Source organism: Deltaproteobacteria bacterium, from assembly GCA_016875395.1.
GTDB lineage: Bacteria > Myxococcota_A > UBA9160 > UBA9160 > UBA6930 > VGRF01.
The window spans coordinates 213,964-231,019 of sequence record VGRF01000003.1 but is presented as its reverse complement, the minus strand read 5'-3'; the positions used below and the strand labels follow the sequence as shown (position 1 = coordinate 231,019).

Here is a 17,056-nt window from a genome sequence, read left to right as displayed (position 1 = left end):
CTTAGCTCTCCGCGAGTGCTCGCAGCACGGCTTCACTCGCTGCGTCGGCTGGCATCAGCGTCTCGATGTGCAGCTCGGAGGCGGTCACGTCCTGCGCGCCGCCGACCTGCGAGAGCATCGTGAACAGGCGCACCTCGAGCTCGCCGCGTTTCAGATGCAGCGGCATCACTGGCTCGATCGCTGCGGGGAAGCCGCTCGCGTCGGGCATGCCGGGCAGCGCGCGCAGCTCGCGCTCGAGTGCGGCGAGCTCGGGATCGCCGCCGGAAGAAGTCACGGCGCGCTCGAGGCGCGTCAGCATCGCGGCCGCGACTTCGTGAAAGTTCACGATGTGCGGCGCGAGCGCGTCCGGGTGCAGCGTGAGCTTCAAGATGTTGGGCGGCTGCTCGCGCCAGACGGGGGCCGCGCTCGCGAAGCCCGCGAGCGTCTTCGCCGCCGCCGCGTTGGCGCGCAGCATTCGAAAGCAGCGGTCCACGAGGAACGCGGGGAACGGCTCGAAGCGCGCGAGCGTGAAGTCGATCATGCGCGAGAGCGCGCTCATCGCCGGCGCGTCGAGCGCGCTCTCGCGATAGAGCGCCGCGAAGCCCGCGGCGGCGAGCAGCGCGTTGCGCTCGCGCAGCGGCACGTCGAGCGCGTTCGCGAGGCGCAGCACCATCTCGCGGCTCGGCTGCGCGCGCCCCGTCTCGAGGAACGAGAGGTGCCGCGTCGAAGTCGCGGCCTCCGTTGCGAGCGCGAGTTGGCTCATTCCGCGCGCGCCGCGCCAGCGCCGCAAGACTCGCCCGAACGGAGAAAGGCCGGCGTCGCTCATGTGGGGCTCCCGCGCGCGAGAGGAGGATGACGCGGGAGGGAAGGGCGGCAATTACGCGCGAGGGAAGAGCCGGCCGCGACGCAGCCAGCGGGGTTGCCGCGAAGCTCAGCGCGGCTCGTACCAGATCGGGCTCGTCCACGCGCGCTCCTGCACGGTCGGCTTCGCCAAGTCGCTGCAGCAGCCAACGAGGTTGGCGGGAACGAGGTGCGGCGCGCTGCAGTCGAGCTTCGCGTCGCGGCAGATGCGGTGGCTCCAGCGGCAGGTCGGGTTCTCGAGCACGCGCGCGTAGTAGAACGCGCCCTGCCTCGCGTCGAAGTCGGGGTCGCGCCACACGCTGCACAGCTGCTTCGCGCCCTCGCCGCGCGGCTCGCAGGTATCGAGGTCGACGCTCGCGCCGTTGTCGCCGCCCGCGACGTCGACCACGCGCTCGTGGACGGCGCCCTTCGCGTCGACCCAGCCCTTCACGATCTGCACGCGCTGCAGCGGCGTGCCCGGCTTGTTAGGGACGCCCGGGTCTTGCAGCGCGCTCACCACGAAAGTCGGCGACTTCGCTGCGCGCGGCTTCGCAGGGAGATCGCCGCCCATCGGCACGCCGCCCTGATAACCCTTCGCGACGAGCTCGGGGTCGCTGCACATCTCCGCGCGGTAGCCCCAGCCGCCGAAGAAGCGCACGACCGGCCGCGTGCCGCTCGTGCCGTACGCCTCGCGCCGCTGCATCGCCGCGAACAGCGCGTCGCGCGAGTTCTCCTCGGCCCACAGCACGGCGAGGCCGCCGGGGTGGTACTCGATGTCGTCGGGCAACCCGGTCGTCGCGCCCATCACGCCCGCGCCGCCATGGCCGCGCGGCTGATCCTCCTCGGTGAGTCCGGGCGTGCCGAGATGCGTGTCGGTGCTCGCGACGATCCCGTACTTCAGCGGGTTCACGCCGAGCTCGCGCTGCAGCGCGACGCCTTTCTTTAGCGCCTCGCGCACCATCCCGCTCCGGCTCGGCGTCTGGTCGCTCGGCGGATTCAGCGCCGCGAAGCGCGTCACGCCGGAGAAGCTGTTGTACGGGAGCTTCTCGTAGCCGCAGGCCTCGTCCGTCGTGTCGCCCCCTAACAAGCACTCGCTGTCGCCCTTGTGCTGCGAGATCTCGGCGAGCGGCGACCAGCGCTGGCGCAGCGAGGCCTCTTCGCGCGTCACGCTCGCGCCCGCCTCCTCGCGCTTTGCGATTCGCGCCGATTCGAAGATCAGACCCGGGCCCGACATGTTCGAGTTGTGCGGGATCGTGAGCGCGTCGCAGCCAGGCGTGCCTTCGATGCAGTCCTTCTGCAAGCGCGTGAACAGCTCGTAGAGCGAGGCGGTCTCCACGTAGCTGATCGGCAGCGCGGGCACGCTCGCGTTCCGGAAGATCACGTTGTGGTGCATGTTCGCGCCGAGCGAGAAGCTCGCGGTCCACTCGTAGCCGACGAAGCTCGTGAACGTGCAGGCGGGGCTGCGGTCGTAGGCCTCCTCCGCAGCGCTCTGGATGTCGCGCCACGCGAGCGCGGCGGCGTCGAGGCAGCGCTTGTCGCCCTCACCGCACATCTGCGGGTAGTGCTCGCGCTGCGTCATCACGCGCATCGCCACCGGTCCGAGCGCGCCGGCGCCCAGGTTCCGGTAGATCCAGCACACGTCCGAGTCGTGGCCGGGCACGCTCGGATCGCGGCAGATGCGCACCTCGCCGAGCGTCTCGCTGTGGTCCGTAACGACCGTCCAGTCGAGCGGGCGCGAGAGCTGCGCAGTACGCAGCGCCTTCCCGCTCGCGTCGTAGGGCTGCAGCCCGAGCGGCTCACCCTTCGCGAAGCGATACGCGTCGCGCGGCGTGTTCCGCGTGCCGCCGAGGTTCGCATCGAAGGAGTACGCCGTGTGAACGTGCGTGTCGCCGAAGAACGGCCGGCGCAGCGCGTCGTGCGCCGAGCACGCCGCGCGCTCTTCGGTGCGCGCGAAGGGCGGGTCCGCCGCGAACGCCGCGTGCGCGAGGCAGAGCAGCGCGAGAGAGAGCAGGGACGCGAGCCGAACGAGATGCATCGCGGTGGCCTCCGAGGAGGCGCACCGTATCGCGAGCGCACACACCGCGGCGCGCCCAGAACCGACTCAAAGTGCGCCACGTGCGCTGAGGGTCGCGGCGCCCGGATGGCAAGGAGCGGCCGGCGAAGGCGTATCGCGTCATCCGTCGAGCCGGCCGCGACGCAGCCAGCCGGGATGCCGCGGCCCTCAGCGCGGGGAGAACCAGATCGGGCTCGTCCACGCGCGCTCCTGCACGGTCGGCTGCAGCGAGCCGTCGCAGCAGGCGGCGAGGCCCGGCGGCACGCTCTTCGGGTCCGCGCAGTTCACCGCGTTGGCGTTGCACACGTGCTGGCTCCAGCGGCAGGTCGGGTTCTCGAGCACGCGCGCGTAGTAGAACGCGCGCTGCTTCGCGTCGAAGCTCGGGTCGCTCCACACGCTGCACAACTGCTTCGCCCCCTCGCCGCGCGGCTGGCAGGTTGTTAGGTCGACGCTGGCGCCGTTGTCGCCGCCCGCGACGTCCATCACGCGCTCGTGCACTTCGCCCTTGCGGTCCACCCAGCCCTTCACGATCTGCACGCGCTGCAGCGGTGTGCCTGCCTTCTGCGCCGTACCGGGGTCTTGCAGCGCGCTCACCACGAACGTCGGCGCCTTCGCGCCCCGCGGCTTCGCGGGAAGATCGCCGCCCATCGGCACGCCGCCCTGATAACCCTTCACGACGAGCTCCGGATCGCTGCACATCTCCGCGCCGTAACCCCAGCCGCCGAAGAAGCGCACCACCGGCCGCGTGCCGCTCGTGCCGTAGGCCTCGCGCCGCTGCATCGCCGCGAACAGCGAGTCGCGCGAGTTCTCCTCGGCCCACAGCACGGCGAGGCCGCCGGGATTGAACTCGGGGTCGTCGGGAAAGCCTGCGACTTCGCCCATGCGCCCCGCGCCGCCGTGGCCTTTGCTCGACGCTTCGTCCGTCATGCCGGGCGTGCCGAGGTGCGTGTCGGTGCTGCCGATGATCCCGTACTTCATCGGATTCACGCCGAGCTTGCCGTGCTCGGCGAGGCCCTTCTTCAGCGCGCGGCGCACCGTCGACTTCTGCGTGGGCGTGAGGTCGCTGGTCATGTCGAGCCCGCGGAAGCGCGACGCGCCGGAGAAGGAGTTGTACGAGAGCTTCTCGAAGCCGCACGCCTCGTCGGTCGTGTCGCCCCCTAACAAGCACTCGCTGTCGCCCTTGTGCTGCGCGATCTCGATCAGCGGCGTCCAGCGCTGGCGCCAGCGCGCCTCTTCGAGATCGATCGCGGTACCCACGCCTTCGGGGCCCGTGATGCGCGCCGACTCGAACATGTAACCGGGGCCCGAGAGGTTCGAGTTGTGCGGAATCGTCACCGCGTCGCAGCCGGGCTTGCCTTCGACGCACTGCTTCTGCAGCTCCTGCCAGAGCCGCATCGGGGAGCTCGTCTCGATGAAGCTGATCGGGAGCGCCGGCACCTTGTCGTTCCGGAACACCACGTTGTGGTGGAGATTGCCGCCCGCGCCGATCGTTCCCGTCCACTCATAGCCGACGAAGCTCGAGAACTTGCACGCGGGGCTGCGGTCGTAGGCCTCGTCCGCGGCGGCCTGAATCTCGCGCCACACCACGCCCGCCTGCTCGATGCAACGGGTGTCGCCCGCGCCGCACATGTCGTGAAAGCGCTCGCGGCCGGGTACGAGGCGAACCAGGAAGATCCCGGCCGCGAACGGGCGCACGTTCGGATTGTTGTAGATCCAGCAGGCGTCGGAGTCGTGGCCGGGCGCGCTCTCGTCCGTGCAGATGCGCACTTCTGCGAGCGTCTCGGCGTGATCCGACACGACGGTCCAGTCGAGCGGGCGGTCGATGCGCGCGCGGCGCAGCGCGTTCCCATTCGCATCGTACGGCTGCAGCCCGACCTCTTCGCCGCGCGCGAAGCGATACGCGTCGCGCGGCGTGTTGCGCGTGCCGCCGAGGTTCGCGTCGAGCGAGAAGCCCGTGTGCACGTGCGTGTCGCCGAAGAACGGCCGGCGCAGCGGATCGCTCGCCGCGCAGTCCGCACGCTCCTCGCTGCGCGTGAACGCGGGCTCCGCCGCGAGCGCGGGCGCTGCGAGCGCGAGCAGCGCGAGAGTGATGAGGGACTGCGCGAGTCGAGCGCTGTGCATGGGCGCCTCGGTAGAGGAGCGCAACGTATCGCATCGCGGCGGCCGATCATTCCGGCCGGGCCAATTTGATCGGCGGTCATTTTGGCCCGGCCGAAACGACCGCCTCAGCCCGCCAGGCGGTAGGCCACGCGCAGGCGCTTCACGCCGCCGATGAAGCTGCTGCGCATGCGCGCGGGCGGCGCCGCGAGCTCCAGCTGCGCGAAGCGGCGCGCCACCTCGGCGAAGATCACGCGCAGCTCGAGGCGCGCGAGGCTCGCGCCGAGGCAGAAGTGCTCGCCAATGCCGAAGCCGAGGTGCGGGTTCGGGTCGCGGTCGACGCGGAACTCGTGCGGCGCATCGAATACGTCCTCGTCGCGATTCGCGCTCGCGTAGAACAGGCACATCGACTCGCCCGCGCGGATCTTCTGGCCGCGCAGCTCGAAGTCGGCGACGGGCGTGCGGCAGAACTGCAGCACCGGGGTCGTCCAGCGCACGATCTCCTCCACCGCGGCGTTCACGAGCTGCGGGTTCGCGCGCAGCTTCGCGAGCTCGCGCGGGTTCTCGATCAGCGCGACGAGGCCGCCGCTCGCCGCGTTGCGCGTCGTCTCGTTGCCCGCGGCGACGAGCAGCTGGAAGTACGAGAGCAGGTCGTTCCCGGGTAGCGGCGCGCCCTCGATGCGCGCGGCCACGAGCACGCTCGCGAGGTCCGTGCCCGGGTGCTTCGCGCGCTCCTTGGCGAGCTCGCTGAAGTAGGCGAACAGCTCGCGGATCGCGCGCTCGTCGGAGAGCCGCGCGTCGCCGCCCTGGAACTCGGGGTCGGTCGAGCCGATCAGCCGGTTCGTCCAGTCGAACAGCCGCGGCCAGTCCTCGCGCGGCACGCCGAGCATGTCGGCGAGCACGGACAACGTGAGCGGCGCTGCGAAGTCGCCGACGAAGTCGAACTCGCCGACGCGCGGCAGCGCATCCAGCAGCTCGTTCGCGAGCTTCGCGATGCCCGGCCGGCGCGCCTCGATCGCACGCGGCGTGAACCACGCGCTCGCGAGCTTGCGGTACGCCGCGTGGTCCGGCGGATCCATCGTGAGCAGATGCCGCGACTGAATCGTGCGCTCACTCGACGGCACGCTCTCCGCGAAGATCGCAGTGCGCGGCGCGATCAGGAAGCGCTCGGGCTCCTTCGAGATCGCCACGATGTCGGCGCGCTTCGTGATCGCCCAGAAACCCGGCCGCTCGCTGCCCTCGAACGCGAACCACTTCACGGGCTGCTCGCGCCGAAGCGCCGCCCACGCCTCGTGCGGATAGCCGCGCGAGACGAATGCGTCGGGATCCATCAGGTCGGCAGTCGTTACGGAGGCGGCGGAGAGCATCGGCGCGTTCCTCTCTAGTCGAAGATCTTCTCGCCCTTCGCGAACGCGAGGAAGAACACGAGGCCGAAGACCTTCACCGCGGCGGCGACGTAGAAGACCATCGACCACGAGCCGGTCACGTCCACGATCCAGCCGCTCAGCACGACGCCGACGACGCCGGGGATCGTGCCCGCGGTGTTGCTGAGACCCATGAGTGCGCCGGCGTGGCGCGGCGCGATGTCGAGGTGGTTGCTGCCGAAGCCCGCGCTCGCGGCGCCGCCGAGCACGCTGCTGAGGCACATCACGACGACCGCGACCGGCGCGCTCTCGACCACGGTGAGCGTGAGCAGCGTGACCGCGGAGCCGCCGAAGCCGACGCCTTGCATCAGCTTGCGCACGCGCTGCGTCGTCATCCCGCTCGCGATCATGCGGTCGCCGAGCTGGCCCGCGAGATTGAGGCACACGAACGACACGAGCGACGGCAGCATCACGTAGTAGCCGACATCGTGAAGATCGACGCCGAGCCGCTCATGGAAGTACGTCGGCGACCACGAGAGCATCACGTAGCCGCCCCAGTTGTTACAGAAGTGGCCGACCACGATCGCCCACACCGCGGTGCTGCTCAGCAGCTTCCCCATCGGCGGCGCCGCAGGGGCGGCCGTCCCGCCCGCCTCCGCGCGCATCTCGCGCAGCTCCGCCTCGCTCACGCGCGGGTGCAGCTCGGGCCCCGAGGCGGTGAGCGGATGCCAGAACGCCCACCACAAGAGCCCGAGCGTCGAGAACGCATAGAAAGCCCATGGCCACCCATGCGCCGTCACGAGTATGGGCGTCGAGATCTGCGTGAACACCGTGCCGAGCGGAATCGCGCTGAACACGAGGCCCACCGCGCGCGAACGCCGCGCCGCCGGCACCCAGCGCGAGAAGAGCGCGTAGATCGCGGGGAACGTCACGCCTTCGCCCATGCCCATCACGATGCGCGCCGCGATCAGAACGCTGAAGCCGGCGAACGCCGCGGGCGGTGTGAGCGCGGTGAACAGCGACCAGAGCAGCACGCCGCCCGCGAGCACCCACTTGCCGCCGAACTTCCCAGCAAGCCAGCCGCCGGGCACTTGCGTGAGCAAGTATCCGATGAAGAACGACGACATCACCCAGCCGCTCGTCGTCTTGTCCCAGCCGAACTCCTGCGCCATCGCGCCGATCGCGAGCGAGATGTTCACGCGATCGACGTAACAGATGAACACCGCCGCGAAGCAGAGCGCGATCAGGAGCGTGCGCTGCAGCGTGCGCGGCGCTTCGGACGCGGTGGCGACGGTCATCGCGGGCGCTCCTTCGTGCGCGCGCACGAGCGCCCGCGAAGTGGAAGCGCCGAGTCTATGCCGGGTCTCGCTTGCTTCGCTCTGGTGCGCGCGCGTGAAACGCGGCGAACACCGTCCGCGGCCGGAGTCGCAAGTCCCGTTTCGGGCCGGATGCAGCCGTTAGTTAACGCTCGCTAACTTGGCCTCATGCCTCCCCGTCGCAAGCGCGCGCCGCCGCGTCCCGCCCGCATGCCCGCCGACGTGCGGCGCGCCGACATCCTCGCCATCGCGGCGCGCGTGTTCTCGACGCACGGCTTCGTCGGCGCGACCACGCGCGACATCGCGCGCGAGATCGGCATCACCGAGGCCGCGCTCTACCGCTACTTCCCGAGCAAGGAGGCGATCTACACGGCGATCCTCGAGGAGCGCCTCGCTTCCGAAGATCTCTTCTCGCGCTTCGAGGAATCTGCGCGCGCGGGCGACGACATCGCGGTGTTCGGCGGCCTCGCGCACGCGCTTCTCGAGATGGTCGAGCGCGATCCGACGTTCCTGCGCCTGATGCTCTTCTCCGCGCTCGAGGGTCACCAGCTCGCGCGGCCGTTTCAGGAGAAGCGCGTGCGCCCGCTGCGCGCGTTTCTCGCGAACTACATCGAGCAGCGCGCGAAGAGCGGCGCGTTTCGCGACGTCGATCCCGTGCTCGCCGCGCGCGCGTTCGTGGGCATGGTCGTCGATCACCTGATCGTGCGGGAGATCTTCGGGCAACACACCGAGTACCCGCAGACGAACTCCGAAGTGGCAGAGGCGTTCGTGACGATCTTCTTGCGCGGCATGCGCCGCGACGAGCGAGCGGGCAAGGCCGCGAAACGGCGGCGCGCTCTGCGGAGGATGCGCTGATGGCAGCGGAAGTGGTGGGCACCGAGAGCGAAGTGAAGGAGGCGGCCGTGCGCTGGAGCGCAGCGCGCATTGCGCGCATCGGGGTCGTGCTCGCCGCGCTCGCGGGCGCCGGTTACTACGGCCTGCACGAGCTGCGCGCGATCTGGGGCACCGAGTCGACCGACGACGCGTTCGTCGAGGGCCACCTCGTGTACGTCTCGCCGCGTGTCCCGGGGCAAGTCGTCGAGGTGCTCGTGGGGGAAAACCAGCTCGTGAGCGCGGGCGACGTGCTCGTGCGCATCGACCCCGCCGATCACGAAGCGCGCGTCGCGCTCGCCCAGGCGAACCTCGAGCTGGCGCGCAACTCGATCGCGCACACGGGTGCGGCATCCGAGGCCGCCGCGGCGCAGGTGCGCGGCGCGCAGGCGCGCCTCCAGCACGGCGAGCAGGAGCTGGTGCGCGCGCGCGAGCTCGCGGCGCGCGGTGCAGCGAGTGCGCACGCGCTCGATGCCGCGGTCGCGACGCGCGACGCCGCGGTTGCCGAGCTGCGCGCCGCCCAGCGCCGCGAGGATGCGGAGCGCGCGATGCTCGGCAGCAGCGCGCCGGTGAAGCAGGCCGAGGCAGCGCTGCGCGAGGCAGAGCTCGCGCTTTCGTATACGACGATTCGCGCGCCCTTCGGCGGGCGCGTGGGCAAGAAGAGCGCCGAGCTCGGCGCGACCGTGCAGCCGGGTCAGCCGCTGCTCACGATCGTGGCGACGAGCGGCAACTGGGTCGTCGCCAATTTCAAGGAGACCCAGATCGGCGCGATGAAGCCGGGCGATCCCGTCGAGATCGCGGTCGACGCGTTCCCGGACCGCGCTTGGCGCGGCCACATCGAGTCGATCTCGCCCGCGACGGGCGCGAAGTACGCGCTGCTCCCGCCCGACAACGCGACGGGCAACTTCACGAAGGTGGTGCAGCGCGTGCCCGTGAAGATCGCGCTCGACGCGGTGAGCGGAGAAAGCGCTGCGGGCGAAGACCCCACCGCGCTGCCCGTCGGGCTCTCGGTCGTCGCACGCGTGCGGCCGCAATAACAACCGCAATGGCGAACGGCGTCGCGAGCTCTCAGGACGCCGCGCGCTCGCGCGGCGATGCGGCGCTCGCCGCGGCGCGGGAGGGGAGGCTCAGCCCCGCCGCGATCGCACTGCTCGTGGGCGTGATGCTCGCCGTGCTGCTCGAGCTGATCGACACGAGCATCGTGAACGTCGCGCTGCCCGACATGATGTCGAACCTCGGCGCGACGGTGGACGAAGCGAGCTGGATCGTGACGTCGTACATCATCGCCAACGTCACGATCATTCCGATGACGAGCTGGTTCGCGTCGCGCTTCGGGCGCCGCCGCTATCTCACGTTCTCGATCTTGTTGTTCACCGCCGCGTCCGCGGCTTGCGGCCTCGCCTCGACGCTTTGGCAGCTCGTGCTCTTCCGCACGCTGCAAGGCATCGGCGGCGGCGCGCTGCTCTCGTCGGGGCAGGCGCTGATGGTCGAGATCTTCCCGCCGCAGCGACAGGGCACGGGTCAAGCGATCTTCGGCGTCGGCGCGACGCTGGGACCGAGCCTCGGCCCGACGCTCGGCGGCTGGCTCACGGACAACTTTTCTTGGCCGTGGATCTTCTGGGTGAACATTCCCCTCGGCCTGCTCGCCGCGTTCCTCATCTACAACTATCTCCCGACGTACAAGCACGCGCGCAAGCAAAGCGACATCGACTGGCTCGGCATCGCGCTCTTGATCGTCGGCATCGGCACGCTCCAGTACACGATCGAGCGCGGCAATCACTTCGACTGGTTCGCGGACAACACGATCTGCGCCACGGCGGCCATCGCGTGTATCTCCCTGATCTGGTTCGTCGCGCACGAGCTGCGCACGCTGCATCCGGTGGTCGACTTGCGCGTACTTCGCAACAAGCCGCTGCTGCTCGGCTGCATCTACGGAGCGGCGTTCGGCGTCGCGCTCTACGGCAGCATCTTCCTGTTCCCGATCTTCACGCAGGGCATCCTCGGCTGGACCTCTTGGAAGAGCGGCATCAACGTGCTGCCCTCGACGATCACCACCGCGATCCTCATGCCGTTCGCCGGTCGGGCCGTGATGCGCACGGGCCCATTCCCGATGATCGCTGCGGGAATGTTCGTGTTCTTGCCCTCGCTGTGGGGCATGAGCCAGTGGGACGCGCAGTCGAACGGCTTCGATCTGTGGTGGCCGCAGATCGGGCGCGGCATCGGGCTCGGCTTGTTGTTCGCGCCGCTCTCGCTCGTGGCGATGCGTTACTTGCCGCCCGCCGACGTGATGCAAGGCGCCGCGCTCTACAACCTCTTCCGGCAAACCGGCGGGTCGATCGGCATCGCGATCCTCGCGACGCTGCTCGATCACCGCGCCGACGTGCACTTCGCGCACCTCGCCGAAAACGTGAGCGCGCTGAATCCCGTGACTTGGCAGCGCGTGCAGGCGCTGCAGGCCGGTCTCGCAGCGCGCGGCCTCGATCCCGCGGCAGCGCTCGATGGCGCGTACAAGCTGATGAGCAGCTTGCTAGAGCGCGAAGCCACCGTGCTCGCGTTCCGCGATTCCTACTTCTTCGTGATCTTCGTCGTGGGCGCGCTGCTGCCGTTCGTGTGGCTCTTCAAGAGCCGCGCGCTCGATCTGAAGAATCTCGGCGGCGGCGCTAGCGCGGCCACGTCCACGGGGATGGATCACTGATAGGGTCGACGGCGCCCGCGCCTACCGCGGATCGAGCCGCAAGAAGTACCGCGGCGGAAAACCCGTTAGCACGCGGAACACGAGGCCGAGCGCCTTCTGCGTGTTCACGTGGTCGTGCTCGGCGCCCGTCACCGGGACTGCGGAGTAGGCGCGCTTCTCGCCGTCGATCGTCGCCTCGACCTCGGGCTTCGCGAGCGCCCGCGAGTACCACGCGCGCGGCCAGTGATTCGCAGCGACGTAGAGCGCGCCGTCGACGTCGAGCTTCGAGACGACGCGATCGTGCGCCGCGCCGTCCGCGTCGAATGTCGTGATCACGAGCGTGCCGTCGCCGGCGGGCTGCAAGTAGCCGATCAGCGACTCGAAGATCGCGACGATGGCGACGTAGACGACGAGAACGATCGCGATGACTCGGACGACCTTCATCGTGAGCTCCTCTCGGGAGGGTTCAGGTGGCCGCGCGCGGCTCGAAGAACGTCAGCCTGTTGCCGAACGGGTCGGCGAACGACATCGAGCGCTCGCCCCACGGCGCGGTCTTGATGCTCGGTTTCACGAAGCGCGATCTGCGGCCCTTCAGCTCCGCGCGAAACGCGTCGAGCGCGTCGGTGCGAATTCGAATCGCCGCGCCAGGGGTTGCATCGCCGTGGTGCTCGGAGAGGTGGATCACGCAGCCATCGCGCGAGGCCTGCACGTAGAGCGGATGGTCGTCGGAGAAGCGGTGTCGCCAATCGATCGTGAAGCCGAGGTACGCGACGTAGAAATCGATCGCCTTCTCTTCGTCGAAGATGCGAAGAATCGGCGTGATCGAGCCGAGCGGCATACGCGCCACTATGCCACGCGGCGGTCGGCGCGCGTTAGCGTCGCCTCGCCATGCCCCGCTCCGAGTCCGCGCACGCCGCCATCTCCGCCGTCCTCGCGCGCTACTGCCGCGGCATCGATCGCCTCGATCTGGAGGCGGTCCGCGCCTGTTATTGGCCGGGTGCGACCGACTCGCACGGCGGCTTTCACGGCACGCGCGACGAGTTCGTCGCCTGGGTAGGGACGCTGCTCGCGCGCTTCGAATCCACGATGCACTTCCTCGGCAACGTGTTGATCGAGGTGAACGGGAACGCCGCGGTGTCCGAGGCGTACGCGCTCGCGTTTCACCGCAGCGCGGAGGCGAAGCCGAGCCTCAACCTGATCGTGGGTGTGCGCTACGTGGATCGCTTCGAGAAGCGACGCGGCGCGTGGAAGATCGCGAAGCGCGTGTGCGTCACGGAGTGGTCGCGCGTCGACGACGAGGCGGGGCGCTTCCCGATCGCGCAGGGCCATGTGCGCGGCGCGCGCGATCGCAGCGACGTCGTGTACGCGATGCTGGCGGAGCTGCGCGCGAAGCCGCGTCGCAGGCGCGCGCGGGCGAGCAAGAAGCGATGAGTGACGAGGTGCTCGACGCGCTCGTGATCGGCGCCGGCTTCGCAGGTCTCTCGGCCGCGGCGCGGCTGCGGCAGCGCGGCGTCGAGAGGTTCGCGCTGCTGGAGCAGGGCGCGGGCGTCGGCGAGTTCTGGCGCACGAACTACGACCGCATTCGCCTGCACTCCGCGTTTCACGACTTGCCCGACGACGGCGGCGAGCGCGCGAGGTACGGGCCGCTACTGAGCCGCGACGAGCTCGTCGCGTACTTCGAGGCGTATGCGCGCCGCCACGGCGTGTACGAGCGCGCGCGCTTCGGCGAGCGCGTGACGTGCGTCGCACGCGAGGGCGAGGCGTGGCGCGTCGAGGCGACGAGCGGCGTGTTTCGCGCGCGCACGCTCGCGGTGGCGACCGCGGGCAACCGCAAGCCGCTGGTGCCGGCGCTCGGCGGCGAGGACGTGTTTCGCGGCGAGCTGCTGCACAGCAAGCACTACCGGAACCCCGCGCGCTTCGTGGGCAAGCGCGTGCTGGTGTTGGGCAGCGGCTGCTCGGGCTCGGAGATCGCGCTCGACCTCGCGAACGGCGGCGCTGCACACGTGGCGCTCTTCATCCGCGCGCCGCGCTGGGTGATCTCGGTGGCGCGCATGGTCGCGCTCGCGCGCGTCGCGCGGCTCGCGGGCCTCGCCTTCACGCCGGCGAAGCTCGCGGAGTCGCACCGCATCTCGCGCGTCGACGCCGGCTTCGCCGCCGAGATCGCGAAGCGCGACGGCGCGATGCGCAAGTGCGCGCTCGACGCGAGCGACATCGGCCTCGCGCGACCGCCGCGCGGCCCTGCCGAGGAGATGTACCGCCACGCGCGCATCCCGTGGTTCGACCATGGCACGCTCGCCGCGATCCGCAAAGGACGCATCGAACTTGTCAACGGCAATGAGCGCCCGCTCGCGACGCTCACCGAGACCGGAGCGCAGCTCGGCGCGCGAGAAGAGCGCTACGACGCGGTGATTCTCGGCACCGGCTTCGTGCCCGCGCTCGACGAGCTCATCGCGGAGCCCGCGCGCTACCTCGCGCGCCGCCCGGAGACCGGGCTCGTCTACCCGATCACCGATGGCCGCTGCGCGTCGACGGTCGACCCGGCGCTCTTCTTCCCCGGCTTCGACACGAACGCGAACGGCGGACTCAGCCTCGGCCTCTGGGGCTTCGAGGTAGCGGATCGCATGGCGGACGTGATCGCCAGCTGACGCGCCTCAAGCCCCGATGCTCCGCAGCGCGCGCTTCACCACGTAGGCGGTCTCCGGCGTCTTTGACTCGCGCTGCCAGCGCGCGCACACGCCGCGCACGAACGCGGGCAGATCCTTCGCGGCGTCGTTGAGCCAGTTCGCGACGGAGTCGCGCACGTACTTCTCGGGGTCGCTGCGCAGCGGCTCGAGCAGCACGAGTCCGCGCTCGGGCTCGCGCCGCAGCAGCGCGATGTGGGGGCACCACACGCCGCGCGGGCGCGTCGCCTCGCTCGCGAAGCGGCGCAGGCTTGCATCGCGCTCGCGCGTGTAGGGCTCGAGCACCTCGATCGCGCGCAAGGTGTCGGCGGCGATGGCTGGCCGCACCGCGAGCCAGGCGAATTCGCGTACACCGAAGTGCGCGTCGCTCGCGAAGCGGCGCATGCGTGCGATGCGCTCTTCGAGAGCGAGGCCGCGCTCGCCCGCGAGCGCTTACGCGCACCAGCCGCGCACGGTGTCGGAGCGATGCAACGCGAGCGCCTCGACTCGCTTCGCGCGCGCGGCGCCGGTCCCTAACTGCTCGGCGATCGTGGCGCCCATCGCGCGCGTTCGCTCCGCGAAGCCGAGCTTCTGCTTCGCGCCCGCGCGCGCCGCGTCGAGGACGCGCGCGGCGCCCGCACCGAGGATCTCGGGCAGCGTGCTCCCGGCGAGCGTCGCGAAGTCGATCGCGAGCCCCAGGGCGAGGCTCTTCGTCTCGATCTCGCCGGCGTTCAGCGCGCGGAGCACGGCAGCGGGAATCGCCGCGCGCGAGGCGGCGCCGCGGCGGTCGGTCGGAGCGCGTTTCGCGGCGGGCATCGCCGCAGCTTCCTCCAGCACGCAGCGCGTACGCAATGCGGGACCGCGTTGCGACGCACGTCACCGCGCGCGCGGTGAAGCGAGTCACGCGCACGCCGCGCGCTCGTGTCGATGCATCCCGGGATCTCGCGAGGAGGCGTGTCATGAGCTTGCAGCGAAACGATTCTTACGAGCGCGCGCGCGAGCTCGACGCCGCGGCGATCGCGCGCCGCCGTGGCCGCGTGCAAGAGGCGATCTCGCACTACGAGCGGGTGCTACGCGCGGAGCCGAAGAACCCGGAGCTGCTGCGCCGAATCGCGCCGCTGTTCGCGCAGGCGAACGAGCCCGATCGCGCGTGGAACTCCTACCGCGCCGCAGCGCAGGAGTTCCTGAGCGCGGGCTTCGCCGACAAAGCGATCGGCGTGTATCGCGAGGCGGCGCAGGTGATGCCGCGAACCGCGATCGCGTGGCTCTCGATCGCCGAGCTCGAGCAGTCGCGCGGCAGGATCGTCGACGCGAAGCTCGCGCTGCTCACGGGCCGCGGGCACTACCGCGAGCGCGAGGACGCGTGCGTCGCCGCCGACTTGTTACGGCGCGCGCTCGCGATCGACGCGAGCGACTTCGACGCGCGCCTCGATCTCGCCCACTGCGAGCGCAAAGCCGGCGAGACGCGGCTCGCGCTCGCGAGCCTGGCCGAGGCGCTCGCGCTGCGCCCCGACACCGTGAAGCGCATTCGCTGGGAGGAGCTGCGCACCGAGCGCACCAGCGTGCGCTTCTTCGCCTGGCTGCGCGCGCTCGTCACCACGCCGCCGCCGCGCGCGCACCACCCGCAGCTCGCCCGCGCCAACAGCGCGCCGGAGCGCCGCGGCGTGAAGCTCGCGCTGCGGCCGGCGACGCTGAAGTCGGCGCCGAGCCCGGCGATCGGCGAGAGCTGGCGAGCCGCGCACGCGTCGTGAGCGAGTGAGACATTTCGGCCGGGCCGAAATGTCTCACAGCACGAAGTCGTACTGCCTGAACTTCGTCTCCAGCGCCCAGCCGTTTCGCTCGTAGACGCCCTGCGCGCGCGTGTTGGTGTGCGCGGTGCGCAGCGAGAGCCGTAGCGCACCGGCCGCGCGCGCGTGCGCCTTCGCGGCCTCGAGCAGCGCGACGCCCGCGCGCGTGCTGCGCGCCGCGGGCGCCACGAACAAGTCGTTGAGGACGAAGATGCGCCGCATCGCGACGGACGTGAACGTCGGATACAGCAGCGTGAAGCCGACGATCTCGCTGCCCGCCCCGAGCGCGACGTACACGACACACTCGCCGCGCCCCATGCGCTCCGCGAGATACGCCCGCGCGCCCGCCAGATCCGGCGCCTGCTCGTAGAACTGCCGGTAAGCGTCGAGCAGCGGCGCAACCGCATCGAGATCGAGGAGCGACGCCAAGCGCGTGCGCGGCAGCGAATCACTCATGCCGCGCTCGAGTGGGACTCGCTGCAAGGACTCGATGGTTGACGCGCCAAGAAAACGTGGGGAGGTGCTCGATGACGAACGCTCCTCCCCAGCATGTCGGCCGAGGCCGCAAGCGAAGCGCGCAGCAGCGGGCGAGTCTTCGAGCCCGATGCGAAGTAAACAAGGAAAACACGCGCACCTCGCTAGACCATCACGAGGCCACCGTTCGGACTGATCCACTGCCCCGTGACGAACGAGCTTTCCTCGCTCGCGAGATACACCGCCGCATTCGCGATGTCCTCGGGCTTCCCGATGCGGCGCAGTGGCGTCGCGCCGAGCAGCGGCTTGAGCGCCGCCTCGGGGACGCCGGCCGCCATCGGTGTGTCGATCACGCCGGGGCAGATCGCGTTGACGCGGATGCCATGCGGGCCGAGCTCGCGCGCCGTCGCGCGCGTGAGGCCGAGCACTGCGCTCTTCGACGCGCTGTAGTGCGTGACGCCTTGGCCGCTGAGGCCCGCGATGCTCGACATGTTGATCACCGCGCCGCCGCGCTTGTCGCGCAGCATGCGCTTCACGCCCTCGCGCGTGCAGGCGAACACGCCGAACACGTTGATGGCCATCATGCGCTGGAAGGCTTCGTCGCTCATGAACGGCGTGAGCAGCCCGCGGTTCTCCATCAGCTTGTCCATGCCGTCGCCTGGCACTTTGTCGACGCCCGCGTTGTTCACGACCACGTCGATGCGCCCGAACGCCGCGTCGATCGCGTCGAAGGTGCGCGCGACCGCGGCGCCGTCCGCGACGTCGCACGTGAACGCGGCGTGCTTGCCGTGCGCGAGCAGCGAGACGGTCTCGCGCGCCGGCGCCTCGCGCACGTCGACCACCGCGACGGTCGCGCCCTCGCGCGCGAACGCCTGCGCGATCGCGCGGCCGATCCCGGAGCCGGCGCCCGTAACAACTGCGAGCTTGTCCGCGAGGCGCACG

Annotated in this window: 15 protein-coding genes and 1 pseudogene; 6 read left to right on the top strand and 10 right to left on the bottom strand. The window is 70.5% G+C overall.

Annotated elements, in window-relative coordinates; genetic code table 11:
• Position 1: 1 nt before the first annotated feature.
• The 5 genes from FJ091_04525 to FJ091_04505 all read right to left on the bottom strand — a co-directional run bounded on the left by FJ091_04525 (position 2) and on the right by FJ091_04505 (position 7,631).
• Positions 2-805 carry a helix-turn-helix transcriptional regulator gene (locus FJ091_04525; protein MBM4382615.1) on the bottom strand — a complete coding sequence of 268 codons (804 nt, stop codon included), beginning with the start codon at positions 803-805 and terminating at the stop codon, positions 2-4.
• A gap of 105 nt (positions 806-910) precedes the next feature.
• Entirely contained in the window at positions 911-2,854 is a 1,944-nt protein-coding gene (locus FJ091_04520) for a DUF3604 domain-containing protein (GenBank protein ID MBM4382614.1), read from the bottom strand.
• 186 nt (positions 2,855-3,040) lie between these two features.
• A complete protein-coding gene (locus tag FJ091_04515; GenBank protein MBM4382613.1) occupies positions 3,041-4,993 on the bottom strand; it encodes a DUF3604 domain-containing protein in 1,953 nt (650 codons plus the stop codon).
• 104 nt (positions 4,994-5,097) lie between these two features.
• Positions 5,098-6,336, bottom strand: coding sequence for a cytochrome P450 (locus FJ091_04510; protein ID MBM4382612.1), 1,239 nt, complete (start codon positions 6,334-6,336; stop codon positions 5,098-5,100).
• Between the two features lie 14 nt (positions 6,337-6,350).
• Entirely contained in the window at positions 6,351-7,631 is a 1,281-nt protein-coding gene (locus FJ091_04505; GenBank protein ID MBM4382611.1) for an ACS family MFS transporter, read from the bottom strand.
• A 186-nt stretch (positions 7,632-7,817) separates the two neighbouring features.
• On the opposite strand from FJ091_04505, the gene FJ091_04500 reads away from it, so the two are divergent.
• From FJ091_04500 to FJ091_04490, 3 genes are read left to right on the top strand one after another with little or no spacing between them, the layout of a single operon-like run.
• Positions 7,818-8,504: a TetR/AcrR family transcriptional regulator gene (locus tag FJ091_04500; protein ID MBM4382610.1), complete on the top strand. Its 687-nt coding sequence runs from the start codon at positions 7,818-7,820 to the stop codon at positions 8,502-8,504.
• On the top strand, positions 8,504-9,556 hold the full coding sequence (locus FJ091_04495; GenBank protein MBM4382609.1) for an HlyD family secretion protein: 1,053 nt from the start codon (positions 8,504-8,506) through the stop codon (positions 9,554-9,556). The genes FJ091_04500 and FJ091_04495 overlap by 1 nt, the downstream gene beginning before the upstream one ends.
• Before the next feature lie 8 nt (positions 9,557-9,564).
• Entirely contained in the window at positions 9,565-11,214 is a 1,650-nt protein-coding gene (locus FJ091_04490; protein ID MBM4382608.1) for a DHA2 family efflux MFS transporter permease subunit, read from the top strand.
• Between the two features lie 21 nt (positions 11,215-11,235).
• Here the strand turns inward: FJ091_04490 and FJ091_04485 are convergent, their stop codons facing one another.
• Together FJ091_04485 and FJ091_04480 are read right to left on the bottom strand one after the other, a co-directional pair.
• Positions 11,236-11,637, bottom strand: coding sequence for a hypothetical protein (locus FJ091_04485; GenBank protein ID MBM4382607.1), 402 nt, complete (start codon positions 11,635-11,637; stop codon positions 11,236-11,238).
• A 22-nt stretch (positions 11,638-11,659) separates the two neighbouring features.
• Positions 11,660-12,031: a VOC family protein gene (locus FJ091_04480; GenBank protein ID MBM4382606.1), complete on the bottom strand. Its 372-nt coding sequence runs from the start codon at positions 12,029-12,031 to the stop codon at positions 11,660-11,662.
• 50 nt (positions 12,032-12,081) lie between these two features.
• Here FJ091_04480 and FJ091_04475 point away from each other — a divergent pair, with 50 nt between their 5' ends.
• On the top strand, positions 12,082-12,624 hold the full coding sequence (locus FJ091_04475; protein ID MBM4382605.1) for a nuclear transport factor 2 family protein: 543 nt from the start codon (positions 12,082-12,084) through the stop codon (positions 12,622-12,624).
• A complete protein-coding gene (locus FJ091_04470) occupies positions 12,621-13,838 on the top strand; it encodes an NAD(P)/FAD-dependent oxidoreductase (protein MBM4382604.1) in 1,218 nt (405 codons plus the stop codon). The genes FJ091_04475 and FJ091_04470 overlap by 4 nt, the downstream gene beginning before the upstream one ends.
• Before the next feature lie 6 nt (positions 13,839-13,844).
• Here FJ091_04470 and FJ091_04465 read toward each other — a convergent pair.
• Positions 13,845-14,612, bottom strand: a pseudogene (locus FJ091_04465) (DNA alkylation repair protein).
• 200 nt (positions 14,613-14,812) lie between these two features.
• Here FJ091_04465 and FJ091_04460 point away from each other — a divergent pair.
• A complete protein-coding gene (locus FJ091_04460; GenBank protein MBM4382603.1) occupies positions 14,813-15,604 on the top strand; it encodes a tetratricopeptide repeat protein in 792 nt (263 codons plus the stop codon).
• Positions 15,605-15,637: 33 nt separating this feature from the next.
• Here FJ091_04460 and FJ091_04455 read toward each other — a convergent pair whose 3' ends face one another.
• Entirely contained in the window at positions 15,638-16,096 is a 459-nt protein-coding gene (locus FJ091_04455) for a GNAT family N-acetyltransferase (protein ID MBM4382602.1), read from the bottom strand.
• Positions 16,097-16,278: 182 nt separating this feature from the next.
• Complete coding sequence (locus FJ091_04450; GenBank protein ID MBM4382601.1) at positions 16,279-17,055, bottom strand: 3-oxoacyl-ACP reductase FabG; 777 nt, start codon at positions 17,053-17,055, stop codon at positions 16,279-16,281.
• Between the last annotated feature and the right edge of the window lies 1 nt (position 17,056).